This is a genomic window from Photobacterium profundum, assembly GCF_003026285.1.
Classification (GTDB): Bacteria; Pseudomonadota; Gammaproteobacteria; order Enterobacterales; family Vibrionaceae; genus Photobacterium; species Photobacterium profundum.
This window is the reverse complement of the sequence record NZ_PYOD01000001.1, coordinates 695,657-718,822: the sequence shown is the minus strand read 5'-3', so window position 1 is coordinate 718,822 and position 23,166 is coordinate 695,657. Positions and strand designations below refer to the sequence as shown.

Below are 23,166 nucleotides of genomic sequence, written 5' to 3'. Positions count from 1 at the left end.
CGGATAGAACATCATGAATTTGCATGAATACCAAGCAAAACAGCTTTTTGCTGAGTACGGTCTGCCAGTTCCAGAAGGTTTCGCATGTGATACAGCGCAAGAAGCATTTGAAGCGGCTGGTCGTATTAGTACAGATAAGAAAGTTGTTAAGTGTCAGGTACACGCAGGCGGCCGTGGTAAAGCGGGCGGCGTAGAGATACATGATACGAAAGACGGTGTTAAAGAATTTGCTCAAAAATGGCTGGGAAAAAACCTAGTCACTTTCCAAACAGATGCAAATGGTCAACCAGTAACGAAAATTTTGGTTGAAGAAGCGTCTAACATCGCAAATGAATTATATTTAGGTGCAGTTGTAGACCGTGCTACACGTCGCATCGTATTCATGGCATCGACTGAAGGTGGTGTGGATATTGAAAAAATTGCTGAAGAAACGCCAGAACTTATTCACCAAGCTGCGATTGATCCATTGGTTGGCCCTCAGCCATACCAAGGGCGTGAGCTTGCATTTAAACTTGGCTTAGTTGGCGATCAAATTAAGCAATTCGTTAAGATTTTTCTGGGTCTAGGCAACATGTTTGCTCAATACGACTTAGCTCTATTAGAAATCAATCCACTTGTTGTTACTGCTGAAGGTAACCTTTTGTGTCTTGATGGAAAAATCAACATTGATTCAAATGCAATGTACCGTCAACCTAAGCTACGTGAAATGCACGATCCATCTCAAGAAGATGAGCGCGAAGCACACGCAGCACAGTGGGAACTTAACTATGTTGCACTAGACGGTAGCATTGGTTGTATGGTTAATGGTGCTGGACTGGCTATGGGTACGATGGATATCGTAAACCTACACGGCGGCCAGCCTGCTAACTTCCTGGATGTAGGCGGCGGCGCAACAAAAGAGCGTGTAACTGAAGCATTTAAGATCATCCTATCGGATACGAATGTTAAAGCGGTTCTTGTAAATATTTTTGGCGGTATCGTACGTTGTGATCTTATTGCTGATGGCATTATCGGTGCTGTTGAAGAGGTTGGCGTTAAAGTACCAGTAGTTGTTCGTCTTGAAGGTAACAACGCACCTCTAGGTTCGAAAAAACTTGCGGAAAGTGGTCTGAATATTATTGCTGCGACTTCATTAACTGAAGCTGCGGAAAAAGTAGTTGCTGCAGCGGAGGGCAAATAATGTCTGTACTAATTAATAAAGATACGAAAGTTATTTGTCAGGGCTTCACTGGTGGTCAAGGTACTTTCCATTCAGAGCAAGCTATCGCATACGGTACAAAAATGGTTGGTGGTGTTTCACCTGGTAAAGGCGGAACAACGCATCTTGATCTTCCTGTATTTAATACAGTACGCGAAGCCGTTGAAGAAACTGGCGCAACAGCATCAGTTATCTATGTACCAGCTCCTTTCTGTAAAGATGCCATCCTTGAAGCAATCGATGCTGGCATTAAGTTAATCGTAACGATAACTGAAGGTATTCCAACGCTTGATCTTCTTGACGTAAAAGTACGTTTAGACGAAGCTGGCGTAGTGATGATTGGTCCTAACTGTCCGGGTGTTATTACTCCAGACGAATGTAAGATCGGTATCATGCCTGGTCATATTCATCAGAAAGGTAAAGTAGGTATTGTATCTCGTTCAGGTACGCTTACTTACGAAGCTGTCAAGCAAACTACAGACGAAGGTTTCGGTCAGTCTACGTGTGTTGGTATTGGTGGCGACCCTATCCCTGGTTCTAACTTCATTGATATTCTTAAGCTCTTCCAAGAAGACCCTGAAACTGAAGCAATCGTAATGATTGGTGAAATCGGTGGTACTGCAGAAGAAGAAGCGGCAGCATTCATCAAAGCTAACGTAACTAAACCTGTTGTTTCTTACATCGCTGGTGTTACGGCTCCTCCTGGTAAGCGCATGGGTCATGCTGGTGCGATTATTTCTGGTGGTAAAGGCACTGCTGAAGATAAGTTTGCAGCCCTTGAAGAAGCTGGTGTTAAAACTGTTAAAAGCCTAGCTGATATCGGTAAAGCACTGCGTGAAGTTACTGGTTGGTAATCATTCACTGCTTTATAGCTAATTGCTAATAAAAAAAGCCTGTCTATTATTGAGATAGGCTTTTTTATTTGAAGTGTGTCCTGCTCTGAAATGTATTTCTGAGGTTTATTCACTGTTCGTTAAGCAGAAGTATATTTTAATTACAGTATAACCACTAAAAATTGAACGGTGTATTTAATGACTATGAATAAGTACAAAATACTCTTTGTATTGCTGTTTTTTGCGGGTAATTTACAAGCAAAAGAAGATAAAGCAGCGTATCAAGATTGTGTCTTACAGTATGTAACGGGAACGGAAGATCCGAGTGCTGCAAGCATGTTAACCCATGCCTGTAATCAGCTTTATGTCGATAACTTCATGCTGTCAGAAAAAGATGCTAACTATAATCAATGTTTACTTGATTACCTGCCGGATTCAAAAAATAGAGCAGTATCAATGAAAGTAAAACAAACATGTAATGAGAAACACCGTAGCTTTTTTAATTAAGTATTTAAGTACATGCTTTTAATCTATTGTGTTTGTCGTTAATAAAGAAAAGCCAGCAATGCATGCTGGCTTTTCTTTGTTTACAATAATGTATTCGTAATACTCGGTGCTATCTTTCTGCTCTTTTCAGTTGACTCAGCATGAACATCGCAGCTGCTGCGACAACAACAGAAGGACCAGCAGGTGTGTCATAATGCCATGACATTGCAAGACCTATAAATACTGCAATAATGCCAATGACAGAGGCCATACACGCCATCATTTCTGGGCTATGAGAGAATCGACGGGCGGTTGCTGCTGGAATAATGAGTAATGATGTAATAATTAATGCGCCAACAAATTTCATTGCCACGGCGATAACCATGCCCACCATTAACATCAGTGCCAGTCGCATTAAGTCTACATTAACGCCTTCAACTTGTGCCATGTCTTCATTGATGGTCATTGAGAGTAGCGGACGCCAAAGTGTGATCAGCGCACCAAGTACTAAAATCCCCCCGCCGTATATCCACATCAAATCAGCGGTTGTAACGGCCAGTAGATCGCCGAAAAGGTAAGACATTAAATCGATACGAACATGATCAAGAAAACTCACTGCCACTAAGCCTAACGACAATGCACTGTGTGCCAAAATACCGAGTAAGGTATCTGTTGCGACATATTTTTGTTTTTGCAAGCTCACTAAAATAACGGCTAGCACCATACAACAAATAATTAGCGCCAAGTTTAGGTTTATATCAAATAGAAAACCGAGGGCTATCCCTAGTAATGATGCGTGAGATAATGTATCACCAAAGTAAGCCATTTTTCGCCATACAACGAAAGAACCCAGTGGCCCCGCAAGAATTGCGATACCAATACCAGCAGCAAGCGCAGGAAGAAGAAACTCAAGCATTATCGTGTCCGTGTTGTTTATTATGTTGGCATGGGCCGACAGGGCTACCTGCTAAGTCGTGATCATGATTATGATGATGGTGATATAATGCGAGTTGCTCACTCTGCTGTTGACCAAATAACGCAACATATGAAGGGTGATTAGTAATTGTATCGGGCTCACCTGAACAACAAATATGATGATGTAAACAAATAACGTTATCTGTTTTTGCCATCACTAAATGTAGATCGTGCGATACCATTAAGATCGAACAATTTAATATATCGCGAAGGCTTTGAATTAGATTGTAGAGTTCAAGTTGACCATTTACATCCACACCTTGAACAGGCTCATCTAGCACTAATACGTCGGGTTTTTGCAATAGTGCACGTGCTAATAAAACCCGCTGCATTTCACCACCCGATAACGAATGCATATCACTATGATGTAAGTGAGTGCCACCGACTAAGGTTAATGCTTCCTTCCTTGCATTTTCGTCATAGCGACCAGCTAGACGCATGAAGCGGTCGACCGTTAATGGCAAGGTTGAGTTGAGTTGTAACTTCTGCGGTACGTAACCAATCGTAATTCCTTTTTGACGAACAACGTGTCCTGCAGAAGGTTTACGTAGTCCTGTAATGACTTTAACCAAGGTCGATTTACCTGCACCATTAGGACCAATCAGTGTTGTGATCTGCCCTCGTTCAAGTTTCATTGATACTTGGTCAAGTACATGCCGGTCACCAAAAGTGACAGTCACCGATTGTAATTCAACTAACGTTGTCATAAAAAAGAATGCTTATAGAGGTTTGCAAAAGTAAGGTGTTATATTATAACATCACACTATCTTGCTCGTCATCTTTAATTTTTATAGGAACTCTTATGCGTCGCTTTACCTTGTGGTGTAGTGCCATTGTGTTAGCTTTTTCAACAACAGTATCAGCAAAAGACTTTACGGTTGTGACCACGGTGAAGCCATTAAATTTAATTGTGCAAGAACTGGTAGACGGTGTAACAACCAGTGAGAGCATTTTACCCCCGGGTACCTCTCCACATGATTATGCATTACGCCCTTCAGATGTTAAAAAAATTCAGGATGCTGATTTGGTGATATGGGTGGGGCCGGAGTTGGAACGTTTCCTCACCAAATTGTTAACAGAAAAAGAGAACAGTTTAGCCATTACACAGTCGCATTCAGTCGATTTTCGCCATTATGATCATGAAAAAGTTATCGACCATGGTGACCATAAACATAGTCATGATGGTATAGATCCACATCTATGGTTAGGGCCAAAGCAAGTAATTCAAACTGCAAATGTGATCACTAGCGCGCTTGTTAAGCATGATCCATTGCATAAAAATGAATATGAAGCTAACCTTTCTCAGTTCACTGCAGAGGTGGAAGGGGCAATTCTAGCGCTAGAAAATAAGTTGAAGCCGGTAGCTAACCATGGCTACTTTGTTTTTCATGACGGTTATGGTTATTTTGAAGAACAATTTGGATTAAACAATCTTGGTCATTTTACGGTAGAGCCAGATCGTAGGCCAGGTGCGAAGACGCTAATCTCAATTCGTCGAACATTACAAGATCAACAAGCTTCTTGCGTCTTTAGTGAGCCTCAGTTTTCACCTTCTGTTATTAACAGTGTAATTAATGGCACTGAAGTGAAGATAGGTACTCTTGATCCGATGGCAACAAATATTGCTGAGGGCAAGGGAGGTTATGTCCAATTCCTAGAGGAGTTGGGGGAAAGTTTTAGCAAGTGTCTTAAATAAAAATGAAATTTTACAAGGTTGCAACTTCTTCAGCTAAACAGTTACCTCGGCAGCATCGGATTGCGTTGGCCTCCACGTCATTGTTGGTGGCTCTTGCCCTTCTTTGGCAACCTGGTAAACATACTACTCCTACGTTTCAGTCTACTCAGCGAGTTGAGATTCAACTCGCTCATGATGATATTGAAATTTTGTCAGAAAATAATAGCGAGCCTTTAGGTGCCGTTATTGACCAAGCCGATCCTGAGTTTTTAGCGCCTAAAGATGAATTAGAGCAGAAGCTTGATGCAGTAACAGATGTTGCACACTCCCATACTGTCACATCAGGTGACACCCTAGGGTCTATATTCTCGCAATATGCGATACCAATAAGCGACATGTATCGCTTAATTGATGCGAATAAAACAGTTCAAAACTTACATATAGGGCAAAGCATTACATGGTCGTTGAATAAAGAGGGGAAAGTGAAAGAGCTTTCTATTCAGCGTAATAAAAAAATGACCGATACTTTTGTGTTAGGCCCTAAAGGTTATACCTATAAAGCCGTTGAAAAAACGGGTGTAATTCAATCAGTCTTTTTAACGGGACGAGTTTCAGGAAGCTTTTATAATTCAGCACAAGCTGCTGGTTTATCACCGTCACAAATCCAAACTGTCGTAAAAGCATTGCAATGGAAATTTGATTTTGGACGAGAAGCCCGAAAAGGTGACCGTTTTGCTGTCTCTGTTGATCGTGAATTCATTGATGGTAAATCGGTGGGACGAGGGGATGTTAAGGCTCTCTTTTATTTAAGTGGTAATCGAGAAGTTTTCATAATGCGTCACTCCGATGGTCAGTTTTATGATGTGAATGGCCAAAGCTTGAATCGCGCTCTTCGACGTTACCCAACGGCGAAACGTTATCGTATCAGTTCGTCGTTTAACCCTAATCGTAAGCACCCTGTAACAGGGCGGATCTCGCCACACAATGGTACCGACTTTGCTGTGCCTATTGGTACGCCAATACTGTCAGCAGGAGACGGTGTTGTGGTGAAGTCGAGATATCACGCGTTGGCGGGTAATTACATTGTCGTTAAGCACGGGCGTGACTATATGACGCGCTATCTGCATTTGAGTAAGCGCTTAGTCAAAGTTGGCGATAGAATAAAAATGGGTGAACGCATTGCTTTAAGTGGCAATACTGGACGTTCAACGGGTCCACATCTCCATTTCGAATTGATTAAAAACAATCGCCCGGTGAATGCAATGAAAGTACCGTTACCTCAAGCTGCACCCATAGCAGGGAAAGCACGCGCAGTGTTTAAACAGGAAGCAAGCGAAGAGAAGCAAAGATTATTGAGTGTTATGCCTGGTTAAACTTGTTTAGATTGGTATTAGTACGTAATTGGAAAAAGCGCACTGAGTGCGCTTTTTTTATGGATTCAAAATACTTGAAAGAAGAATAAGACTTCCTAAAACAAGACTTTTCATTTTTGGAATCAATGAATCCATATGTGAATTGATAAATATTGATTTTAAACAAGATAGAATGCAACTGAATGTGTAAGATCTTGAGTGGAAATACTAATAATTCTTATTAAGGTAGTCATTTACTATGAAACTGTCTGAGTTGTCTTGCGGTGAAAGCGGTATTGTCACCCATTTATCTGATCTTCCTACTGCTACCCGTAAAAAGTTGATGGTAATGGGACTATTGCCTAACACTGAAATTACGGTTGTGCGTTTTGCTCCTCTGGGAGATCCTCTTCAGGTTCGAGTTCGTGGTGTTAATATTGCCTTACGTAAGCAAATTGCTGCAGATATTGAAGTGGAGGCACATTAATGAAATACAATATTTTAACTGTTGGTAACCCAAACAGCGGTAAAACAACTTTATTTAATGGCCTTACTGGTGCAAAGCAGCAAGTTGGTAACTGGGCTGGTGTAACTGTTGAAAAGAAGACGGGTAACTATCAATGTGCTGGTGATCATTTTGCATTAACAGACTTGCCTGGTATCTATAACTTAGACAGTGCAAATGATGCAAATAGTTTAGATGAAGCGATTGCTTCCCGCGCTATTTTAACAACACCAGCTGATGTCATTATTAATGTGGTTGATGCATCTTGCCTTGAACGTAGTCTGTATATGACATTGCAATTACGTGAGTTAGGACGCCCAATGGTGGTCGTCCTAAATAAAATGGATGTGCTACAACGTCAGCGTCAGGTATTGGATGTTAAAGCGTTAGAAAAAATGCTTGGATGCCCTGTTTTATGTTTATCAGCAAACAATTTAAAACAAGTAGAAGCCTTCAAAACTAGCCTACATAAAATGCTTGCACAAGGTGTAGCGGTTGGCGACATGCTTTTAGATTACGGTAAGAATTTTGAATCAGCAATTGCTGAACTTGAAAGTTTATTTTCTAATGATCAACTAAACGCTCGTTCTCAAGCTATTCGTGTATTAGAGAATGATACCTTGGTAATTAATGGCTTATCTGAAACAGATAAGAGTAAAGCATGTAATATACGTAATAAATTATTAGTTGAAGTTGACCCTGATATTCAAGTTGCTGATGTGCGTTATACCTATTTACATCAACTTTGCCAAAAAGTGCGTCGTCAAGAAGGTAAATTAAGCCGAAGCATTAGCGACAAAATTGATGCTGTATTATTACACCGCGCATTTGGTATACCATTCTTCTTCGTTGTTATGTATTTGATGTTTATGTTCTCTATCAATATTGGTAGTGCATTCATCGATTTCTTTGATATTAGTGTTGGTGCGATCTTAGTTGATGGTGGTCATTATCTATTAGATGGGCATTTACCGGTCTGGTTGGTGACGGTTATTGCTGATGGTGTTGGTGGTGGTGTTCAAACTGTTGCGACCTTCATTCCTGTTATAGCATGTTTGTACTTATTCTTAGCAGTGCTTGAAAGCTCTGGCTACATGGCGCGAGCTGCCTTCGTGCTAGATAAGGTGATGCAGAAAGTCGGCTTGCCAGGTAAAGCGTTTGTACCATTGGTATTAGGCTTTGGCTGTAACGTCCCTTCAATTATGGCGACACGTACTCTAGAGCAAGAGCGTGAACGTAAACTGGCAGCCGCAATGGCGCCATTTATGTCATGTGGTGCTCGTTTACCCGTTTACGCTTTATTTGCGGCCGCATTTTTCCCTAATAATGGTCAAAACGTAGTTTTCGGTCTTTATGTGCTAGGTATTTTTGCTGCTGTAATGACGGGTGTTGTTCTTCGTTACACGCTATATCCAGGCAAGAGCGACAGTTTCATTATGGAGATGCCAGATTACGAGTTTCCAACTATGCGTAATGTGGGCATTAAAACATGGCAGAAGCTAAAGCGTTTTGTATTTGGTGCCGGTAAGACGATTGTTGTTGTTGTTGCCTGCCTAAGCTTTTTCAACTCATTGGGTACTGACGGTACATTTGGCAATGAAGACAGTGAAAATTCAGTGCTATCAAGAGCGGCACAAATCGTAACACCTGTTCTTTCGCCTATTGGTGTAAAAGAAGATAACTGGCCAGCGACGGTTGGTATAATCACTGGTATTTTTGCGAAAGAAGCTGTAGTTGGTACGCTAAACAGCTTGTATGCTCCTTCGGTAGATGAAGACGCAGAGTATGATTTATTTGGAAGTTTACAAGAAGCGGTAGCATCAATTCCTGCAAACTTAGCTGATCTTAGCTATTCGGATCCCCTTGGTATTACCGTCGGCGAGCTAGATGATTTAAGTACAGCAGCTGAAGAGCAAGAAGTCGATCAGTCTATCTTTGGTAATATTCAAGCGCACTTTGTGAGTTCTGCTGCGGCAATGTCTTATTTAATATTCATTTTGTTATATACGCCTTGTGCGGCTGCTATGGGGGCGTATGTTCGTGAATTTGGTCAGAAGTTCTCTGTATTTATTGCAGGCTGGACAATGCTGTTAGCATACACATTTGCAACTATTTTCTACCAAGTAGCGCATTTCACTGACCATCCGGTAAGTAGCATGGGATGGATAGCTTTCTTTGTATTGATTAATGTTGGGTTGTTTATTGTGTTTAAATACCAAGGGCAAAAACAACAAAAAGAATTGGCATTATTATGATACTTCAACAGCTAAAGCAATATATAGAACAACATGGGCGTTCGAGCCGTAGTAATTTAGCTACTCATTTTGGAATGTCTGCTGATGGCGTTGAAGCAATGTTAGCCGTTTGGATCCGCAAAGGACTTATTGGTAAAGAGCTAGTGGGCTGCGATAGTGATGGTTGTCGCCAATCAGCAAAAGAAGTCTGGTACCGATGCTTAGATGCAAACGAGTTATCAGTAACCGTTATGCGTTAATCTTTGCGATATAAGAAATAGAGTATGAAAGGCAACCTGCGGGTTGCCTTTTTAATGCGTGCTGTTTGATAAACGGTTAATCATGACAGCGTTATGCTGAAACAAATCCTGTTATGTTGCTCAGATCTACACGAAGATCTTCTGCTAATGCGAGTTGTAGCTCTTCATCACGCTGTGTGCCATCTGTATTGCCCCAAACTGGCCCTGGCCATGCAACATCAACCTTAAAGCGTGCGATGTGATGAACATGCAATTGAGGAACGAGGTTACCTAGTGCCCCTACATTAATTTTATCTGCTTGATAGTTATTTTCTAATAACGAAGCAACCGCGCTTGATTCACGCATAAGCTGATACTGCTCATCTTCAGGAAGGTGATGAATTTCGGTTAAGTCTTCTTTGCGCGGTACTAGAATTAACCATGGCCCTAATGCTTCCTTAGACAGTAGCACCTGACAAAGCGGTAAATCACCTAAGATTGTGGTATCTGACGCTAATCGCGAATGTAGTATGAAACTCATTGTAAATATTCCTTAAGAGTACAGTGTTGCTCACAAGCTGAAACATTGTCGATTTCTATAAATAGGTACATCGGTATTCTGACATTATCTTTGAAATAAAGACATTAAGACTCTGCTAACTGTCGGTGTATTTATTCAGGTATAAGCGTTGTTGAGTAATAGGTGTTTATGAGTGGTTAGCTTGTTAAACAAGTCTTTGTTGCTTGAGTGGAGATAAAAATGGTTAATGAATATCAGCAAGTTTTGGACTTTTGGTTTGGTGAGTTGGATGGTGAAGTCCCTAAAAATGATAAGAACGCCTTGTGGTTTAAAGGTGATAAAGGTACCGATACATTAATCACCGAGCAGTATAGAGACCTAGTGAGTCGTGCAGGACGAGGTGAGTTAGGCAAGTGGGCAGAAACGCCTAAAGGTGCGTTAGCACTTATCATCTTACTCGATCAGTTTACTCGAAATATTTACCGTGGGTTAAGTGCAGCATTTCGCTACGATTCATTGGCTCTTGCTATTTGTAAGCGAGGGTTAGCAAAAAATCAAGATGAAGAATTAACGCCAATTGAACGGGTTTTTTTCTATCTACCATTAGAGCATTCAGAAACACAGGAAGATCAGGAAGAGTGCGTATTTCGTTTTGATCGCTTGCGGCAGACAGTGTTACCAGAAAATGCAGTGATCTTTGAAGGCTTCTATAAGTATGCGGTGAGCCATCATGAGGTTATTGTGTTATTTGGTCGCTTCCCACACCGTAATGCTGTTCATGGTCGACTGTCGACCCCAGAAGAAATGCATTGGCTAAACAGTGGCGGACAGCGTTTTGGGCAATAAAGTGATGAGCGGTAAAAACCACCGAGAGAAAAGCACTTGATATTAAGCGTAGGCGATTTACTTTATATCGGCTTTGTGAGGGAAAAGGTCATTCTTTTGCTTCAAATATTAGGATGACCTTTTTCATGCAATATATGTCGTTGAGCGCTTTTGTTAGTTTAACGCTATTGTTAATTTAAAGGTAGTACGCGGTTTCTGCCTAATTGTTTAGCCTGATTCATAAAGGTATCGGCGCGGTCAATTAAACATTCACCTGACTCATTTGGCTGCTTTTCTGCAACGCCAAAAGATGCGGTTATTGAGTTAACACGCTGGCCTGTTTTTTTATCAATGACAGAAATTCGTTCAAATGCTCGTCTGAATGTTTCAGCTTGTTGACGTGCCGATGCCTTCATTTTATGAGGAAGAATAATAGCGAACTCCTCGCCACCAAAGCGATAAGCTTGAGCATAATCACGGCAACTTTCTTTTAAACGGCGGGCGATGGTTTTCAGTACTTGATCGCCCATTAAGTGGCCGAAGTTATCATTGAAATCTTTAAATTTATCGATATCTAACAGAATTAAACTAAGTGGTGTGTTGTTTTCAATGTAATGTTGAAAATCTCGTTCAAAAGCACGGCGATTTAAAATACCGGTAAGTGCATCTTCATTGGCTTCTTTTTGGCTTTCGGCGAGCGCTTCACGCAGTGTGGTTATTTCATCTTTTGCGGTGTTTAGTTGACCTTTAAATGTACCTGTTGAAGCTTGAATTTGACGAGACTCTCGAATGAGATCTCTAACAAGCTTCATTGTATCGTCAAGCGATAAACCATTTTGTTCTGCGGTTTCGAGCTGATCAAAACTTTTTGTTAATACCCCTTGGAATGTTTCGGTATCAGATAACGCATCGGCCATTGTATGTGAGAGCTCTTGTACCATAGCCGTAAGGCTCTGTTTGACTTGTCGCACATCTCGTTCTGTTTGATTGGCTAAGTGTTCCTGATATAACGATTCACATAATGTGGGTGTACATAACCCAAGTTCAGCAATGCCTTTATCGATAGCTAGATTGAGTTCAGGGGTTTGTTGCTTTGTATACGTATACCAAAGAGCGTAGTTAGTCGGGGTTGTTGGGACTTTGTGCTTCATCATTAGAGGAACAGTTTTTTTCAACGTTTCAGTTGATTCCACAAAGCTATCTGTACTCATAACCTAATTCCATGTCTAAACGCAAAACTTGATATTGTGCCTATCAAGATAAGTATTAATGCTCAAAAACAATACCGAGCAAGTCTCAAAGGTATACTTCTGCTGAACTAATTGATTTGTTTCGTGAATATATAATAAAAAAGCCTTCTAAAGATACCCTAGAAGGCTTAATTTTTTAGATTGTATTGTTTAAATAATTAGCCAGAGCTCAAAATTTATTACATACGCTCAAGGGTTTCGATGCCTAGAAGGTCTAAACCTTGCTTAATTGTTTTAGCTGTTAGTAGAGCAAGCTTCAGACGGCTCTGCTTGACTGCTTCTTCAGCATTTAAGATTGGGCAAGCTTCATAGAAGCTAGAGAATTTACCCGCAAGCTCGAATAGGTAAGTACACATAAGGTGTGGCTGACCTTCACGAGAAACATTCAGTACTGCTTCTTCAAACTGAAGAAGAGTCGATAGAAGTGCTTGCTCTTTCTCATCGTTGATCACAATAGGATGAGTCAGATCTGCTAGATTAACATCTGCACGCTTAAAGATAGAAGCTACACGTGTATATGCATATTGCATGTACGGCGCAGTGTTCCCTTCGAATGCCAACATGTTGTCCCAATCGAAGATGTAATCTGTTGTGCGGTGCTTAGAAAGATCGGCATATTTAACCGCAGCCATTGCAACTGTTTTGGCAATTTTGTCTTTCTCTGTTGCTTCTAGCTCTGGGTTTTTCGCTTCAATAAGTTTTGCTGCACGTACTTCAGATTCATCAAGAAGATCAGCCAGACGAACAGTACCGCCTGCACGTGTTTTGAATGGACGACCATCTTTACCTAGCATCATGCCGAATGCATGGTGCTCAAGCGTGACTTCTTCTGGAACGTAACCTGCTTTACGAACAATAGACCATGCTTGCATTAGGTGTTGATGCTGACGTGAGTCGATGAAGTAAAGTACACGATCGGCATTTAATTGCTCGAAACGGTATTTAGCACATGCGATATCTGTTGTTGTGTATAGGAAACCACCGTCGCGCTTTTGGATGATAACGCCCATAGGGTCACCATCTTTGTTTTTGTATTCATCAAGGAAGACAACCTGTGCGCCGTCACTTTCAACCGCCAGGCCTTTTTCTTTTAGATCGGCAACAATGTTAGGCAACATGTCGTTGTACATTGATTCGCCCATCACGTTATCACGGGTTAGTGATACATTTAGGCGGTCATAGTTAATCTGGTTTTGTACCATAGTAACGTCAACAAGCTTTTTCCACATTCCAGCACAGTATTCGTCGCCGCTTTGTAACTTAACAACGAAACCACGAGCGCGAACGGCAAATTCTTCATCTTCGTCGTATAGCTTTTTAGATTCGCGGTAGAAGCCTTCAAGGTCGGCAAGCTCCATCGAAACTTCGCCAGTCTCATTTTGAACGCGTTCTAAGTTCGCAATCAGCATACCAAACTGCGTACCCCAATCACCAATGTGGTTAGCACGAATAACGTTATGACCTAAAAATTCAAGGGTACGTACTACTGCATCACCAATGATCGTTGAACGAAGATGACCAACGTGCATTTCTTTTGCAACGTTTGGCGCTGAGTAATCGACAACAATATTCTGTTGCTTCTCAGCAGCAACACCAATGCGGTCATCGGTTAGTGCTTCTTCTGCACGTGCTGCAAGCCAAGATTTATCTAGGAAGATATTAATGAAGCCAGGGCCTGCGATTTCCACTTTTTCAGCGATACCGTCAAGATCTAGCACATCGATAACTTTTTGAGCGAATTCGCGAGGGTTAGTGCCTAACTTTTTAGCAACACCCATTACACCGTTTGCTTGGTAATCACCAAACTGAATTTTTGCTGATTGGCGAACAGCGGCAGGACTGCCTGCTGGTGCACCAGCGGCTTCTAGTGCCTGAGAGACTTTATCGTTAATTAGTGCTTGAATGTTCACACGCAGATCCTTTAAATCGTTTGTAACGCTAATATATTGATTAGCGAGATGAAAACGTTACGGTACTCAAGAGTTGCAATAAGCAAAACCGTCAAGAATAATCACGAAAGAGGGCTACAAGAATTCTAATCAATTAATGTAAATATACGTTACGTGAGTATTTTTGACGGAACATCCTCTGGACTAAGAGATAGCATCTTGAATACATTAATATGTATAGCCCTAATAATACCCACATATTAAGGTGTTTTGGCAACCTGAAAAAGGTATTGTTTGCGTTTTTTTTTAAGGAGTGGGTAACGAATGAAAATTATGCACAAATCAAGATGCAGCAAGGTCTGTAGTATGGTGTTTGAGGGTTCCTCTTATGGCAAAACTATGGATAATTATGCGTTCATTGGCTGATTCAAAAATTACTGGAGAAAAAACATGCAGAAGCTAACAGACATAGGTCTACATCCTGAGCAAATGTTGGCCAATTTACCCGGTTTTTTAGATCGTATTACGGCATTGGCAAATGAACTAGGATTATCTTTAGAGCAATACCAAGCGGATCATATCGCATTACGTGTTAATGACTTGGATATCGCGAAGGCACTTCATCAAGCATGGTTAGCGTATGGTGATGAGTGGTCAAATAATATGATTAATGGTCGCCCTATTATTGTAATTGGTTTCCACCAGCCATTAAATGTCGGTTCTTGGTCGATTGAATGTTTAGAATTACCGTACCCAAGTGACAAGACCTATCCACAAGAGGGCTGGGAGCATGTGGAGTTTGTGATCCCTGGTAAGGCGAAGAATACAGATGAACTCAAAGACGTATTAGAGTCAGCGTTTCCTCAGCTTGAAAAAGAATGGTCTCGACTTTCTGAAAAGGGCATCAAGCTGAAAGCAAGTTCACCTTCTGGAGAAAAAGAGCGTTTGGCGAATCCCACCTATGCATTTAAGAAAAACGATGTGTGTATCAAATTACACCCGTGTTCACTAAAAGATGTGATTGACAGCGAATACGCTTAAATAACGAAACAAGTAGGCATAAGGTAAGGTTAAATAACGAGTTGTAATTATTTGTGACTCTCAACTCGTTATTGAGTCTGTAAACATTCTATTAGGTTACTAAAGAATGATTGTTCTATTACCATGCACAAACACACGGTTATCAACCACTAATCCCAGTGCTTTACTGAGTACTGATTTTTCAACATCACGGCCAGATCGCGCCATGTCATTGGCACTGAAATTATGATCAACAGGGATCACGTTTTGCGTAATAATCGGGCCTTCATCCAGATCATTGGTAACAAAGTGGGCTGTTGCGCCAATAATTTTCACGCCTCGCTCAAAAGCTTGTAAGTAAGGTTTTGCACCAATAAACGCTGGCAAGAAACTATGGTGAATATTAATGATTTGGTGTGGGAATGCAGCTACAAACTCAGGCGTAAGTATGCGCATGTATTTGGCGAGTACGACATAATTTGGTTCATATTGCTTAATACATGCGAGCAATTTATCTTCATGCTCTTCACGCGTTAGCCCTTCATGGCTCACATGGTGAAAGGGGATATCAAACTTTTCTGTTAATTTACCTAATGTATCGTAATTACCCACAACAGCGGCGATGTCGACATCAAGCGTACCGTCGTACGCTTTTACCAGAATATCACCAATACAATGTGCTTCTTTAGTGACCATAATTACAATACGTTTACGCTCTGAACTGACTAAACAGCGGTGACTACCTGTTGGAAGTGCATGGTCCAGATCGGCTAAGAAGGTTTTATCGTTAAAATATCCTTCTAATTCGGTACGCATAAAGAACTGCTTGTTGGTGTTATCGACAAATTCATTGTTGTGCACAATGTTGAGCTGATGTTTATAACAGATGTTCGTGATTTTTGAGATAAGGCCTATCGCATCGGGGCAATCGGTGAGAAGCGTTTTCTTTTCCATGGTCATCCTTGAACAGTATTTTTAAATTTAACTCCCTTCTATGTACCGTGTATTTATAACAGGGTCAAAAGATAATTGAACTATCACGCTAATGAATAGCCTTTGATATGCATTTGATTTCTTTATTCCTTATGGTTTTACACTGGCAACAACGAATACTTGTATTAATTAATTATGGTCGCAGATTAACAAAGTTGGCATAATGCTCAATCTTATACTGTATAGATAACCATGAATGATAAAGTCATTTTTTGCCGCCAAAGGCGCCCTAGATAAAGCGATCCCGGGCTTTCAGGCACGACAACCTCAGATTGACATGGCACAAGCTGTAGATGATGCTATCTGTAATAAAACACAGTTAGTAGTAGAAGCTGGCACGGGTACAGGCAAAACATTTGCTTATCTTGTTCCTGCTTTAGCGCGTGGCAAAAAAACGATTATCAGTACAGGCTCGAAAAATTTACAAGAGCAATTATTTCACCGCGATTTACCTTTAATGATGCGGTCATTGGGTTTTACGGGGCGTGTGTCGTTGCTAAAAGGGCGTTCAAACTATTTATGTTTAGATCGTCTCAGCCGTCAAATGACAGAAAGCCATGGTGTACATGCCGATCCTACGCTGCTGAGTCAGTTAATCAAAGTGCGTAGTTGGTCTTCTGCGACAAAAAGTGGTGATTTGGGGGAATGTGATAGTGTGGCAGAAGATAGCCCTGTTATCCCAATGATCACCTCTACCAACGATAATTGTTTGGGGCGTGATTGTCCGTCTTTTGATGATTGCTTTGTTGTACGAGCTCGTCGTAAAGCGATGGAATCTGATGTGGTAGTAGTAAACCATCACTTATTTTTAGCCGATCTCGCGATAAAAGAAACCGGTTTTGGTGAACTAATCCCCGAGGCTGAAGTATTTATTTTCGATGAAGCCCATCAAATGCCTGATATCGCGAGCCAATATTTTGGTCAGAGCTTATCGAGTCGCCAACTTCAAGAGTTAGCCAAAGACGTTGAAATTGCTTATCGGACTGAAGCTAAAGATATGCGACAGTTACAAAAGACAGCTGATAGATTAACGCAAGCTGCCTTTGATTTGCGGATTGTGTTAGGTGAACCCGGCTTTCGAGGAAACTGGCGTGATGCGATGAAAACACCTGCAGTTCAACGTGAATTAACTCGTCTAAATGATGCACTAGATCTTACTTACGATGTATTAAAGTTAGCCTTAGGGCGCAGCCAACTGTTAGACGCAGCATTTGAACGTGCCACGTTATTAAAAGCACGTCTGAATCGCCTTTGTGATACTTCTATTACGGGCTATTCTTATTGGTTTGAATGCACGCCGCGTCATTTTACTTTACATATCACACCGTTATCGGTGGCTGAAAAATTCAGAGAACAAATGGCCCTTCAAGAAGGGGCGTGGATCTTTACTTCTGCCACACTTGCTGTCGATGATGACTTCAGTCATTTTAGCCATCGCTTAGGGCTTGAACCTAAACAGCAGTTCTCATTAGAAAGTCCATTCGATTATCAACAACAAGCGTTGTTGTGTGTGCCTCGGTTCTTACCTGAACCCAATAGCTTTGGCACCGCAGATCGGCTGGTGGAGATGCTTACGCCACTAATTGAAGCCAATAATGGGCGTTGTTTCTTTTTATGTACTTCTCATCAAATGGTGCGAGACTTAGCAGAAGGCTTTCGTGCGAAGTTAGATTTACCCGTTTTAGTCCAGGGTGAGACAACGAAACAAAAGCTTTTAGCAGAGTATTTAGAACGGGGTAATGCACTGTTAGTCGCCACTGGTGCCTTTTGGGAAGGCATTGATGTTAGAGGACAGGCGCTTAGCTGTGTTATTATCGATAAATTGCCTTTTACAGCACCGGATGATCCGTTGCTAAAAGCACGTATTGAAGATTGCCGCTTACGTGGTGGTGATCCTTTTTCACAAGTACAAGTACCTGATGCTGTTATTACCCTAAAGCAGGGGGTGGGTCGTTTGATCCGCGATAAGCAGGATAAAGGTGTGCTTGTTATTTGTGATAATCGCTTGGTCACGCGTCCTTATGGCGCTGTCTTTTTAAGAAGCCTACCACAGATACCACGTACGCGTGATATCAGTCGTGTTGGGCAGTTTCTGTCGGAAGTTAACGGTGTTGATACGCCGCTAAATGATGACCACTAGCATTCAGAGGCTTGAATGAGCACCAAAATTCTTGCAGTTGATACATCAACTGAAAACTGTTCTGTAGCCCTTATGATGGGTAATGAAATTATCTCACGTTGTGAATATGCACCACGTGAACATACAACTAAAATATTACCTATGGTTGATACTGTTCTGGCTGAAGGTGGCGTGAAGTTGACTCAACTTGATGCGTTGGCCTTTGGTCGAGGCCCAGGAAGTTTCACTGGTGTTCGTATTGGTATTGGTATTGCTCAAGGTTTAGCATTTGGTGCTGATTTACCTATGGTGGGTATTTCAACGTTGATGACAATGGCACAAGGCACGTACCGTAAACATCAATCAGAGCAAGTGTTAACGGCTATCGATGCTCGCATGGGTGAAATTTACTGGGGACAATATCGACGTCAAATCGACGGTGATTGGTTACTACAAGGTAAAGAGCGAGTTCTTGCTCCTGATGCGCTAGTACAAGAACAGAATGCAAATCAAACCGATTCAGGTATCTGGTTAACGGCAGGTACAGGTTGGGAGAGCTATGCTGAATTACGTGGCCAGCTGAATCTTAATGCTCAAAAGGGCGAGATTCTTTATCCTGACTCACAAGATATGGTTGTGCTGGCTAAATATGCATTAGCACGTGGTGAAGCGGTTTCTGCTGAAGACGCTAGCCCTGTATATGTACGTGATACCGTTACTTGGAAAAAGCTACCAGGTCGCGAATAAAGCGTCTTTTGATAGCTGGCGATACACGAAATAATGATAAGAAACGAATATTAACAAGCAATCAGCACTGCTGATTAAATTCGACATGTTAACGTTCGTTTCTTTGTTTATCGGAGGCGTATTATGGTGTCAATTACTCGTTTACCACCTTCCATTCACCCACAACAAAAACCTCAGGCTTCAAAGCCTGTTAATGTGGTGAATAATACACAATCTGCTGTTATTGCTAGTGGTGTTTCAAAACCAGCTACAAGCCCTGATGTTATTCTTAATGCACGTGCCAATATTCAATATGATCAACCTGAAGGTATAAATCGAGAAGCGCTGGATTCATACCTTGGTGTGATGCATCAAAATAAGAGAGATGAATTATCAAATCTTGTTGGTGTTGATCTCTATGTGTAGCTTTATTGGCTGAAATTTAAGATGAACTCGGTTCACTATGTAATGCAAACCGTTTATACCTCTCGACGATTTCCTATCATCTTACCTTGCTATAAACTCTCTGTTTACTGATGTTATTAGTTGTTGAGCGTATATTGAACGTTATGACGGAGAACCTAATGTTTAGAAAGCTATTTCTTGGGCTGTTTATCTTCTTTGTGGTAGGCTGCGCCAGCATACCAGATAGCCTGAAAACTCAGACTGAAACCCCAATAACTGACTTTGCGACGATCGTTGATGATCCCGCATTTGTACAGCATAAAGAGGTACGTCTTGGTGGAATTATTGCCTCGATTACCAATGAAAAGCATCGAACACGTATTGAAATGGCAAGCTTGCCTTTAACCTCTGATGGTCGTCCAAAATTGGATGAGAAACCACAAGGTAGATTTGTTGCTTATATTGATGGGTTTCTTGAGCCACTAGAATATACCCAAGGGCGTTTACTTACGGTTGTTGGTACGCTAGATGGCAACGAGAAAGGTAAGGTTGGGGAATTTGAATATACATTTCCCGTAGTAACGGTTTCTGGTTCTCAAATTTGGCAGATTAAACAAGAAATACGCCTTGATAATTTCGATGCGTATCATAGTTGTATAGGTACTCGTTGTTCGTTTATGAATTATGGTTTTGGTTCTGGATTTAGTTCGACACGCGGCGAAGTAAAGCAACGTGTGACTAAGTAAAGTAACTGGATATCATCCGTCATTAGAGACTTAGCGTGATGCACAACATTTTTATTCAGCTGGCTGAGAAACAGTTGGCTGGACTTTGCTCGTTTGAAAGTAGCAATAATAGCTTGTCTGTACCGATAGAAAAAAATAACGATACAGAGAAGCCAACGTTATTAATGTTGCATGGTTGGCAAGACAATGCCGCCAGCTTTGATGTGTTATTTACAGACTTGATTAAACACTATCATGTTGTGGCGCTTGATTGGCCAGGACATGGTTTATCTGAACATCGTCATCGTGATAACTATTATCACTTTGTTGATTATATTGATGACTTGCATCAGGTTGTTGAGCTTCTGTCTGAGCAAAACCTATATTTAGTTGGGCATTCTTTAGGGGCTATTGTCGCGGGTTGTTATGCAGCTGCGTTTCCTGAAAAAGTGCAAGGTATTGTGTTAATTGAAGGGTTAACACCGCTTTATGAAACAGCAGACAATACCGCTTTACGATTAAAGCAAGGCATTGTGAGCCGTCAACGTTATCGTCAACGAAATGTTACGCGTCCAAAGCGAAAAATGGCGTCCTTTGAAGAAGCGTTGAATTTACGTTGTGTAGTTAACAAGTTAACTAAATCTGAACTGTATCCGTTAGTGGAACGAGGAACAGAAACGGATGGCGAACACTGGTATTGGCGTCATGATGAGCGATTGCGGTGTGATTCACTATATCGGATGGCTGAAGAGCATGCACAAGCATTAATGTCGCAGATTCAGTGCCCAGTTTTATCAATTGTTGGTAATAATGGTTTTCAACAATTACAACGAAAAACCCCAGAAAGGCTTTGGTTTCAGCAGTTTAATCAGGTGAAAGTTGCGGGTGGTCATCATTGTCATATCGACAGTCCTAATGATGTGTACCGCCATATTTTGACTTTTACGCAAGATTTTTAATGTTGACTTCAAACTTCATATATCTGGTCTAATCAGTTTATGTTAATTATTTGTTGGTTGTGCTGTAATGCTGAGCATAAACAATTGTTTAATGTGCTAATGCAGCAGAGTTAGTGGCGAAATGCCATAGAAAAGAAGGAGAATACAATTGGATAAGGTTTGGCTTAACCGCTATCCGGAAGATGTACCGGCTGAAATTAACCCGGATGCATACCCGTCACTGGTTGAAATGTTTGAGCAATCTGTACACAAATTTGCAGATCAAACAGCATTTATTAATATGGGCCAGGTAATGACTTTCCGTAAGTTGGAAGAGCGTAGTCGTGCTTTTGCTGCTTATTTGCAAAATGACCTGAAGTTAAAGAAAGGCGACCGTGTAGCGGTAATGATGCCTAACTTGTTGCAATATCCAATTGCTTTATTCGGTATTCTTCGTGCTGGTTGTGTCGTCGTTAACGTTAATCCACTTTACACACCCCGTGAGTTAGAACATCAGCTTAACGATTCAGGTGCCAAAGCAATTGTGATCGTTTCAAACTTTGCACACACCTTAGAAAGTGTGGTCAAAAATACATGTGTAAACCATGTTATTTTGACCAGCCTTGGCGATCAGCTTTCTCGTCCTAAAGGTACATTAGTTAATTTCGTTGTTAAGTATGTGAAAAAAATGGTGCCTAAGTATCACCTTCCACATGCTACCTCGATGCGTGCTGCATTAAAGAAAGGTCGACGTATGCAATACGTCAAACCCTTCTTATCAGGTGAAGATACCGCATTCCTTCAATACACTGGTGGTACAACAGGTGTTGCAAAGGGAGCGGTTCTGACTCATCGCAATATGCTCGCTAACGTGATGCAAGCAAAAGGTGCTTACGGACCAGTATTAACAGATGGTCGAGAGTTAATTGTTACGGCTCTGCCTTTGTATCACGTGTTTGCTCTGACGGTTAACTGCTTATTGTTTATTGAAATTGGTGGTCAGAACTTATTGATTACTAACCCGCGAGATATCCCAACATTTGTTAAAGAACTGCAACGTTATCAATTTACAGCGATTACCGGCGTGAATACGTTGTTTAACGCATTATTGAATAATGAAGACTTCCATGAGTTAGACTTCAGTAATTTGCGTTTATCTGTTGGTGGTGGAATGGCTGTTCAGCGTGCGGTTGCTGAAAAGTGGAAAGACATTACGAAAACGTATTTGCTTGAAGGTTATGGTTTAACAGAATGTGCCCCACTTGTGGCGGCTTACCCTCATAATCTGGTCGACTATAATGGCTCAATTGGCTTACCTGTACCTTCAACGGATGTACGTATTGTCGACGACGAAGGTAATGTACTCCCGAATGATCAAACGGGTGAACTACAGGTGCGTGGCCCTCAGGTGATGAAAGGTTACTGGGAGCGCCCTGAAGCGACGAAAGAAGTCTTAACGGATGATGGTTGGCTTTCAACGGGTGACGTAGTTCGTTTTGATGATGAAGGTTTTCTGCATATTGTCGATCGTAAAAAAGACATGATTCTTGTTTCTGGATTTAATGTTTATCCGAATGAAATTGAAGATGTTATAGCGCTTCACCCTAAAGTGCTTGAAGTGGCTGCAATTGGCCAAGAACACGAAGTGTCAGGCGAAATTGTAAAAGTGTGTATTGTTCCTCGTGATTCAAGCTTAACGCGCGATGAGCTTTTAATACATTGTCGTGAGCATTTAACAGGTTATAAAATTCCTAAGATCGTTGAATTCCGCGAGGAGTTACCAAAGACCAGCGTTGGTAAAATCTTACGTCGTGCTTTGCGTGAAGAATCAGAAAATGCAGCTAAATCTCAAGATGCATAACGAAGATTTTATTTCTGATGAAGCCTTTGTTTCTGATAATGTATTCGGGAGTTAAAAACCGAAATACGCTGGAGAGAAAAAAGGTTACAATTAAGTGCTGACTATTATAGTCGGCACTTTTTATTTGAGATAATGATTGTTATACCCAAGTTATCTCAAGATGCTCGTTTCAGCGAGAATTTGTTGGGTTCTAGGCAAGGCACTTATTTATAGACTTAGTCGTTCTACGTTGAAAATAAGTAACACTGCATAGAGCCCAACAAAACTCGCCCTTCGGGAGTGATTCAGCGTATCTACTTCTGTGTCAAATGTGCTTGAAAGGGAATGCAATTCCTACACACATTATCCTTGAACTAAATACGCTGATATCACTCTGAATCCTGTATTTTGAGGTTGCT

At 41.2% G+C, this 23,166-nt stretch carries 22 protein-coding genes; 16 read left to right on the top strand and 6 right to left on the bottom strand.

Going from position 1 to position 23,166, the window contains the following annotated elements; translation table 11 throughout:
* Positions 1 to 13: 13 nt before the first annotated feature.
* From sucC to C9J48_RS03110, 3 genes are all read left to right on the top strand, one after another.
* Complete coding sequence (sucC, locus tag C9J48_RS03120) at positions 14 to 1,180, top strand: ADP-forming succinate--CoA ligase subunit beta (protein WP_006231118.1); 1,167 nt, start codon at positions 14 to 16, stop codon at positions 1,178 to 1,180.
* On the top strand, positions 1,180 to 2,052 hold the full coding sequence (sucD, locus tag C9J48_RS03115; RefSeq protein WP_006231119.1) for a succinate--CoA ligase subunit alpha: 873 nt from the start codon (positions 1,180 to 1,182) through the stop codon (positions 2,050 to 2,052). Before sucC ends, sucD begins: the two co-directional genes overlap by 1 nt.
* A 177-nt stretch (positions 2,053 to 2,229) precedes the next feature.
* A complete protein-coding gene (locus C9J48_RS03110) occupies positions 2,230 to 2,538 on the top strand; it encodes a VF_A0006 family four-cysteine protein (protein ID WP_006231120.1) in 309 nt (102 codons plus the stop codon).
* Between the two features lie 109 nt (positions 2,539 to 2,647).
* On the opposite strand, the gene znuB is transcribed toward C9J48_RS03110, so the two are convergent.
* Both znuB and znuC read right to left on the bottom strand, forming a co-directional pair.
* Complete coding sequence (gene znuB / locus C9J48_RS03105) at positions 2,648 to 3,433, bottom strand: zinc ABC transporter permease subunit ZnuB (protein WP_006231121.1); 786 nt, start codon at positions 3,431 to 3,433, stop codon at positions 2,648 to 2,650.
* Complete coding sequence (gene znuC / locus C9J48_RS03100; RefSeq protein ID WP_006231122.1) at positions 3,426 to 4,199, bottom strand: zinc ABC transporter ATP-binding protein ZnuC; 774 nt, start codon at positions 4,197 to 4,199, stop codon at positions 3,426 to 3,428. The genes znuB and znuC overlap by 8 nt, the downstream gene beginning before the upstream one ends.
* A 95-nt stretch (positions 4,200 to 4,294) precedes the next feature.
* Between znuC and znuA the strand changes: the two genes are divergently transcribed.
* The 5 genes from znuA (at position 4,295) to C9J48_RS03075 (ending at position 9,518) form a co-directional block, all read left to right on the top strand.
* Positions 4,295 to 5,188 carry a zinc ABC transporter substrate-binding protein ZnuA gene (gene znuA, locus C9J48_RS03095; RefSeq protein ID WP_006231123.1) on the top strand — a complete coding sequence of 298 codons (894 nt, stop codon included), beginning with the start codon at positions 4,295 to 4,297 and terminating at the stop codon, positions 5,186 to 5,188.
* Between the two features lie 2 nt (positions 5,189 to 5,190).
* Entirely contained in the window at positions 5,191 to 6,540 is a 1,350-nt protein-coding gene (mepM, locus tag C9J48_RS03090) for a murein DD-endopeptidase MepM (protein ID WP_006231124.1), read from the top strand.
* A gap of 238 nt (positions 6,541 to 6,778) precedes the next feature.
* A complete protein-coding gene (locus C9J48_RS03085; RefSeq protein WP_006231125.1) occupies positions 6,779 to 7,006 on the top strand; it encodes a FeoA family protein in 228 nt (75 codons plus the stop codon).
* A complete protein-coding gene (feoB, locus tag C9J48_RS03080) occupies positions 7,006 to 9,279 on the top strand; it encodes a Fe(2+) transporter permease subunit FeoB (protein WP_006231126.1) in 2,274 nt (757 codons plus the stop codon). Before C9J48_RS03085 ends, feoB begins: the two co-directional genes overlap by 1 nt.
* On the top strand, positions 9,276 to 9,518 hold the full coding sequence (locus C9J48_RS03075; protein WP_006231127.1) for a FeoC-like transcriptional regulator: 243 nt from the start codon (positions 9,276 to 9,278) through the stop codon (positions 9,516 to 9,518). The genes feoB and C9J48_RS03075 overlap by 4 nt, the downstream gene beginning before the upstream one ends.
* Positions 9,519 to 9,609: 91 nt before the next feature.
* On the opposite strand, the gene C9J48_RS03070 is transcribed toward C9J48_RS03075, so the two are convergent.
* Positions 9,610 to 10,038 (bottom strand): HIT domain-containing protein, encoded by a 429-nt coding sequence (locus C9J48_RS03070; protein ID WP_006231128.1) that lies wholly within the window; start codon positions 10,036 to 10,038, stop codon positions 9,610 to 9,612.
* A 219-nt stretch (positions 10,039 to 10,257) separates the two neighbouring features.
* Between C9J48_RS03070 and C9J48_RS03065 the strand changes: the two genes are divergently transcribed.
* The gene (locus C9J48_RS03065) at positions 10,258 to 10,863 is read left to right on the top strand and encodes a DUF924 family protein (RefSeq protein WP_006231129.1); all 606 of its coding nucleotides are present in this window, start codon (positions 10,258 to 10,260) and stop codon (positions 10,861 to 10,863) included.
* Positions 10,864 to 11,033: 170 nt separating this feature from the next.
* On the opposite strand, the gene C9J48_RS03060 is transcribed toward C9J48_RS03065, so the two are convergent.
* Entirely contained in the window at positions 11,034 to 12,053 is a 1,020-nt protein-coding gene (locus tag C9J48_RS03060; protein WP_006231130.1) for a GGDEF domain-containing protein, read from the bottom strand.
* 218 nt (positions 12,054 to 12,271) lie between these two features.
* On the bottom strand, positions 12,272 to 14,002 hold the full coding sequence (gene argS, locus C9J48_RS03055) for an arginine--tRNA ligase (RefSeq protein ID WP_006231131.1): 1,731 nt from the start codon (positions 14,000 to 14,002) through the stop codon (positions 12,272 to 12,274).
* A 429-nt stretch (positions 14,003 to 14,431) separates the two neighbouring features.
* Here argS and C9J48_RS03050 point away from each other — a divergent pair, with 429 nt between their 5' ends.
* Entirely contained in the window at positions 14,432 to 15,022 is a 591-nt protein-coding gene (locus tag C9J48_RS03050; RefSeq protein WP_006231132.1) for a VOC family protein, read from the top strand.
* 99 nt (positions 15,023 to 15,121) lie between these two features.
* Here C9J48_RS03050 and purU read toward each other — a convergent pair whose 3' ends face one another.
* Entirely contained in the window at positions 15,122 to 15,955 is an 834-nt protein-coding gene (gene purU / locus C9J48_RS03045) for a formyltetrahydrofolate deformylase (protein ID WP_006231133.1), read from the bottom strand.
* Between the two features lie 235 nt (positions 15,956 to 16,190).
* Here purU and yoaA point away from each other — a divergent pair, with 235 nt between their 5' ends.
* The 6 genes from yoaA (at position 16,191) to fadD (ending at position 22,768) form a co-directional block, all read left to right on the top strand.
* On the top strand, positions 16,191 to 18,134 hold the full coding sequence (yoaA, locus tag C9J48_RS03040; protein ID WP_006231134.1) for a DNA repair helicase YoaA: 1,944 nt from the start codon (positions 16,191 to 16,193) through the stop codon (positions 18,132 to 18,134).
* A gap of 15 nt (positions 18,135 to 18,149) precedes the next feature.
* On the top strand, positions 18,150 to 18,860 hold the full coding sequence (tsaB, locus tag C9J48_RS03035; RefSeq protein ID WP_006231135.1) for a tRNA (adenosine(37)-N6)-threonylcarbamoyltransferase complex dimerization subunit type 1 TsaB: 711 nt from the start codon (positions 18,150 to 18,152) through the stop codon (positions 18,858 to 18,860).
* A 123-nt stretch (positions 18,861 to 18,983) separates the two neighbouring features.
* Positions 18,984 to 19,265 carry a hypothetical protein gene (locus C9J48_RS03030; protein ID WP_006231136.1) on the top strand — a complete coding sequence of 94 codons (282 nt, stop codon included), beginning with the start codon at positions 18,984 to 18,986 and terminating at the stop codon, positions 19,263 to 19,265.
* A 158-nt stretch (positions 19,266 to 19,423) separates the two neighbouring features.
* Positions 19,424 to 19,990, top strand: coding sequence for a Slp family lipoprotein (locus C9J48_RS03025; protein WP_006231137.1), 567 nt, complete (start codon positions 19,424 to 19,426; stop codon positions 19,988 to 19,990).
* A gap of 38 nt (positions 19,991 to 20,028) precedes the next feature.
* A complete protein-coding gene (locus tag C9J48_RS03020; protein ID WP_006231138.1) occupies positions 20,029 to 20,928 on the top strand; it encodes an alpha/beta fold hydrolase in 900 nt (299 codons plus the stop codon).
* Positions 20,929 to 21,076: 148 nt separating this feature from the next.
* Positions 21,077 to 22,768, top strand: coding sequence for a long-chain-fatty-acid--CoA ligase FadD (fadD, locus tag C9J48_RS03015; protein ID WP_006231139.1), 1,692 nt, complete (start codon positions 21,077 to 21,079; stop codon positions 22,766 to 22,768).
* The last annotated feature ends 398 nt before the right edge of the window (positions 22,769 to 23,166 follow it).

Bases quoted from the DNA above. Each gene is read 5' to 3' on its own strand.
- sucC (WP_006231118.1), top strand. From the start codon at position 14: ATGAATTTGCATGAATACCAAGCAAAACAGCTTTTTGCTGAGTACGGT.
- sucD (WP_006231119.1), top strand. From the start codon at position 1,180: ATGTCTGTACTAATTAATAAAGATACGAAAGTTATTTGTCAGGGCTTC.
- C9J48_RS03110 (WP_006231120.1), top strand. From the start codon at position 2,230: ATGACTATGAATAAGTACAAAATACTCTTTGTATTGCTGTTTTTTGCG.
- znuB (WP_006231121.1), bottom strand. From the start codon at position 3,433: ATGCTTGAGTTTCTTCTTCCTGCGCTTGCTGCTGGTATTGGTATCGCA.
- znuC (WP_006231122.1), bottom strand. From the start codon at position 4,199: ATGACAACGTTAGTTGAATTACAATCGGTGACTGTCACTTTTGGTGAC.
- znuA (WP_006231123.1), top strand. From the start codon at position 4,295: ATGCGTCGCTTTACCTTGTGGTGTAGTGCCATTGTGTTAGCTTTTTCA.
- mepM (WP_006231124.1), top strand. From the start codon at position 5,191: ATGAAATTTTACAAGGTTGCAACTTCTTCAGCTAAACAGTTACCTCGG.
- C9J48_RS03085 (WP_006231125.1), top strand. From the start codon at position 6,779: ATGAAACTGTCTGAGTTGTCTTGCGGTGAAAGCGGTATTGTCACCCAT.
- feoB (WP_006231126.1), top strand. From the start codon at position 7,006: ATGAAATACAATATTTTAACTGTTGGTAACCCAAACAGCGGTAAAACA.
- C9J48_RS03075 (WP_006231127.1), top strand. From the start codon at position 9,276: ATGATACTTCAACAGCTAAAGCAATATATAGAACAACATGGGCGTTCG.
- C9J48_RS03070 (WP_006231128.1), bottom strand. From the start codon at position 10,038: ATGAGTTTCATACTACATTCGCGATTAGCGTCAGATACCACAATCTTA.
- C9J48_RS03065 (WP_006231129.1), top strand. From the start codon at position 10,258: ATGGTTAATGAATATCAGCAAGTTTTGGACTTTTGGTTTGGTGAGTTG.
- C9J48_RS03060 (WP_006231130.1), bottom strand. From the start codon at position 12,053: ATGAGTACAGATAGCTTTGTGGAATCAACTGAAACGTTGAAAAAAACT.
- C9J48_RS03050 (WP_006231132.1), top strand. From the start codon at position 14,432: ATGCAGAAGCTAACAGACATAGGTCTACATCCTGAGCAAATGTTGGCC.
- purU (WP_006231133.1), bottom strand. From the start codon at position 15,955: ATGGAAAAGAAAACGCTTCTCACCGATTGCCCCGATGCGATAGGCCTT.
- yoaA (WP_006231134.1), top strand. From the start codon at position 16,191: ATGATAAAGTCATTTTTTGCCGCCAAAGGCGCCCTAGATAAAGCGATC.
- tsaB (WP_006231135.1), top strand. From the start codon at position 18,150: ATGAGCACCAAAATTCTTGCAGTTGATACATCAACTGAAAACTGTTCT.
- C9J48_RS03030 (WP_006231136.1), top strand. From the start codon at position 18,984: ATGGTGTCAATTACTCGTTTACCACCTTCCATTCACCCACAACAAAAA.
- C9J48_RS03025 (WP_006231137.1), top strand. From the start codon at position 19,424: ATGTTTAGAAAGCTATTTCTTGGGCTGTTTATCTTCTTTGTGGTAGGC.
- C9J48_RS03020 (WP_006231138.1), top strand. From the start codon at position 20,029: ATGCACAACATTTTTATTCAGCTGGCTGAGAAACAGTTGGCTGGACTT.